Annotated in this window: 4 protein-coding genes; 1 reads left to right on the top strand and 3 read right to left on the bottom strand. The window is 41.0% G+C overall.

The features are described 5' to 3' along the window. Nucleotides 1–98 precede the first annotated feature (98 nt). From ACFVSH_RS23925 to ACFVSH_RS23915, 3 genes are read right to left on the bottom strand one after another with little or no spacing between them, the layout of a single operon-like run. Complete coding sequence (locus tag ACFVSH_RS23925; RefSeq protein ID WP_387708219.1) at nucleotides 99–1,118, bottom strand: zinc-binding alcohol dehydrogenase family protein; 1,020 nt, start codon at nucleotides 1,116–1,118, stop codon at nucleotides 99–101. Between the two features lie 8 nt (nucleotides 1,119–1,126). Then, nucleotides 1,127–2,137 (bottom strand): ureidoglycolate dehydrogenase, encoded by a 1,011-nt coding sequence (allD, locus tag ACFVSH_RS23920; RefSeq protein ID WP_387599068.1) that lies wholly within the window; start codon nucleotides 2,135–2,137, stop codon nucleotides 1,127–1,129. 27 nt (nucleotides 2,138–2,164) lie between these two features. Next, nucleotides 2,165–3,121 carry a sugar kinase gene (locus ACFVSH_RS23915; RefSeq protein WP_387599070.1) on the bottom strand — a complete coding sequence of 319 codons (957 nt, stop codon included), beginning with the start codon at nucleotides 3,119–3,121 and terminating at the stop codon, nucleotides 2,165–2,167. Between the two features lie 402 nt (nucleotides 3,122–3,523). Here ACFVSH_RS23915 and ACFVSH_RS23910 point away from each other — a divergent pair, with 402 nt between their 5' ends. Next, the gene (locus ACFVSH_RS23910; protein WP_387708217.1) at nucleotides 3,524–3,784 is read left to right on the top strand and encodes an EamA family transporter; all 261 of its coding nucleotides are present in this window, start codon (nucleotides 3,524–3,526) and stop codon (nucleotides 3,782–3,784) included. Nucleotides 3,785–3,826 lie beyond the last annotated feature (42 nt).

The following is a 3,826-nucleotide window of genomic DNA, read 5'->3' as shown; positions in this document are numbered from 1 at the left end:
CCTCCTTTGCATCCTGTCCCCGGATTACAGCTACAACTTTCGATTCCGTTATTCGATGTATGATTGAATGTTTATCCATAGCTCCTACCCCCTACCCCTTAATTAAAAACGATGATCGCTTTTCGAACTTGTTCGGGATGATTTTCAACAAAATTAAATGCTTCCTGGATATTATCGAGCGAAAATGTATGGGTAACTAAACCTTCATGTCTGAGTTTTCCTTCATTCAAAAGTTTTACCACTTTTGGGAACTGATCGGTTTGCAATCTAGACCCCTTCACCGATACTTCCTTTTTTGTGATCGGTAGCTGGGAAACCGATGAAGGACGTTCATCAAAACCGAGTACGACAATCCGCCCCGCCGTTGACACGACATCGAAGGACAATTCAAATGTCATCGGCAAGCATACTGCATCAATGACGACGTTGGCCCCTTCGCCATTCGTCCATTCTTCCACTCGTTTTTGAACATCTTCTTTACCAGCATGGACGGTGATATCGGCGCCGCTTTCTTTAGCGAATTCCAAACGCTCATCACTTAAATCCGTGATCATCACTGATGCTCCTTGAAGCTTTGCCATCTTTAATATGCAAATGCCAATAGGCCCAGCTCCCTGGATAAGCACTGTTTCTCCTTCCTCCACTTCGCCTCTCCATACGGCCTGTGCGCCGATAGTGTATGGCTCAGCCAATACTATTTCTTCCCAAGCTAAAGCGGGATCCACGACATGTAATTGTTTCTCCGGAAGGACGAACCATTCCCTCATTCCACCATCTTCATGCACGCCAAAAACGGACAGTTTTTCACAAACATTTTGGCGGCCTTTGCGGCAGGCATAACACTCCCCGCAATAACTGATGGGCTCAATAACAACGTGGTCCCCCACTTTTATGCCCGCGACATCTTGACCTATCTCCACAACTTCTCCCGCTACTTCATGTCCAACGACTCGCGGCAGTGTAGCAAGTGGATTCGTACCATGATAAATATGCATATCCGATCCGCAAATCCCGACTCTTTTTACTTTCACAAGGACATCCGTAGAGTTTGAAATCCGAGGTTTTTCCACTTCTTGAATGATCAGTTCATGAGCTTTCCGTACTTGAACCGCTTTCATTTCCCCACCTACTTTGTAAGAAATTCATAAACACTTGATGCTATCGTAATACCTTGTTTCAGGTTTTTTTCTTCATTGATTTGTTCAATCTCACCCGGTACATATACGCGATCGAATCCTGGAGCAGGTTCAACCTGTCGAAGCTCTTCGATCATTTGATCCATTTGCTCTAAAAATATATCAGTATCCGTAAAGAACGAAGGATTAATTACACAAAAATAATGTCCCAGCTTCCGTTTCTTATCAAGGTCGTCATACATTTTCCCAATGTGCGGACCAAATGCCGCACCGGCCAATAATCCAGAAAACACATCCACAATTACGGATAGGCCATAGCCTTTCGGACCTCCGAAAGTGGAAAGGGAAACGACTTTATTCGGGTCTGTCACATTAGCTCCATTTTCATCCACTCCCCATCCTTCTGGGATTTCCTTTCCTTCTTCGCGTGCCTGGAGGATTTTCCCCAGAGCAACATTGGATGTTGCCATATCAAGAATAAAGGGTTTCTTCGTTTTGGCAGGAACTCCGTAAGCGATTGGGTTGGTACCAAGAAATGATGTTTTTCCTCCGAACGGGACCACAATTTTATCGGTATGTGACATCGCGATGCCAATCAACTTTGCATCAGCGGCTTTTTGAACGAAATAGCTTAGTGCTCCGCAATGGCTGCTATTAAAAACTGTCACCATGCCAACGCCATTATCTCTAGCCATATCGATTGCATGGTCCATGGCCACGTCGCTAATCACATGCCCAAAACCATCATCTCCATCAACCACACCGGTAACTGGCCCTGTCTTTTGGAAGGAAATCCGGGCATCGGGATTTATGCCTCCTGCCTGTAAACGGTTCACATAATGCTCTGTTCGCAAAACACCATGGGAATTGACGTTTCTGAGATCGGCATGAACCAATACTTCCGCGATTTTCCCGGCATTTTTTTCATTTAAACCCACTTTGGTCAGCTGTTGTATGACTAATCGTTTTGCTTCCTCCGCTTGTATCGTTACTGTTGCCATTTTCTCCCCCCATTTCTTTTTAGTCAGCTATCTTTCTATAACAGCATCATTCTGTATGAAAGGCATTACTTCATCCAAATATGGTAAGCCTTCATTGTCGCCTGCAACAGTGGTGACAAGAGCTCCTACACCATTTGCGAATGTCAACCTTTCATCAATTGGTAAGCCATGAAGATATCCGTAAATATAACCTGCATCATAACCATCTCCCGCACCAACAGTATCAACAGGTATAACCGGGAATGCTTCTTTTTCATGCCATTCACTTTTGGTATAAAGTTTTGAACCATGTTTCCCGTCCTTAATGACAAGCTGATCAATATCATTCACCTTTGCGAATTCCGCCAAAGATTCTTTAGAGTCCGTTCCGATGATCAATCTTATTTCATCCAAACCTGTAAGCAAAATATCAACATATGGAAATATATCACAATATACAGATCTTGCTTCCTCGATGGACCATAGCTTTAAGCGGATATTCGGATCAAAAGAAACAGGTATATTTTTTTGTTTTGCAATATCCATTACCCTCTTGGCAATATCCACATTTTTGGGATCTATGGCCAAAAATACGCCAGTAAGGTGGACTATATCAATCTCTTCAAACATCTTCTCTGTTATATCTCCCGGCTTTAAAGTTAAAATGGGAGATTGATAGCGGTAATAAAATGTCTTTCCGGAACCATCTTCCCGGATTTCTTTAAAGTTAAGAGATGTTGGATATCCATTTACATAGGCAACATCACTCATGTCCACGCCTTCCCCACGAGCGAAATTATAGATAACTTTACCGAACTCATCCTTGCCCAATCGGCTTATCCATTTTGCCCGCATTCCAAGCCTTGCACAGCCAATCGCAAAATTCAGTTCAGCGCCTCCTACTTTTCGCTCGAAACGGTTTACGAATCTTAAAGGTCCTGTCTCTTCCGGATTTAGCGTAATCATGGCGTCGCCAAGCGTTAAAACACCATATTTTGATGACAATACAGTACCTCCTTCTTTCGAACAATCACAAATGAAAACAAAAAACATCTGATCATATCATTTTCATTACACTTTAGATAAATCGATTTAGTAAAGTACTAAACCGGTTTGGTAAATCATAAGGAAATTGTAAATGAAAACCCTATCAAAAACAATAGAAAAGTTTGATAATTTCTAATTTTATTTTTATTCGCAGTTTTTCCATTTTATTTTTCAGTATAATTTATGATAAAAAGCCCTATTGCGGTAAAGTGGAAAGAATTATTCCTTCCCTCTTTTTTAATGATTAAGAGTTTCTGATTTTTCACCCTCGGGCTTTCCATCAAATTTACTCTTTGCTATTAATTTGGAGAAAGTTGTATAATATATCAATTGTTAAATAAGTTTGAAAGGTTGTTTGGAATGAGTCTTTTGAGAATATACATCTTACTTACCGGAATAATGATTACTTGGGGGTTAAATGTCTCGGTTATTAAAATTTTAGTTGCGAATACACAGCCCGTAACAATAACCTCTTTGAGAATTTTTACTGCTTCTCTTATAGTCATTCTTATCCTTTTCTTCTTTGGACTGATACGCCTTCCTAAAAAAAGTGAACTTTTTTACGTTTTTGGAGGAGCACTTTTGAGTGTCGTTTTTCATAATTATTTTTTAGCTGAGTGATTTACTAAGAATTCTTCATCGAATGCTGGTCTGATTTTTGGC

It is taken from the genome of Peribacillus sp. NPDC058002 (assembly GCF_042886655.1).
Classification (GTDB): Bacteria; Bacillota; Bacilli; order Bacillales; family DSM-1321; genus Peribacillus; species Peribacillus aracenensis.
Note: the sequence above shows the minus strand (reverse complement) of the source record. Positions and strands in the feature narration are given on the sequence as shown.

Excerpts from the sequence above, each read along its gene's own strand:
- ACFVSH_RS23925 (WP_387708219.1), bottom strand. The coding sequence starts at position 1,118 with ATGAAAGCGGTTCAAGTACGGAAAGCTCATGAACTGATCATTCAAGAA.
- allD (WP_387599068.1), bottom strand. The coding sequence starts at position 2,137 with ATGGCAACAGTAACGATACAAGCGGAGGAAGCAAAACGATTAGTCATA.
- ACFVSH_RS23910 (WP_387708217.1), top strand. The coding sequence starts at position 3,524 with ATGAGTCTTTTGAGAATATACATCTTACTTACCGGAATAATGATTACT.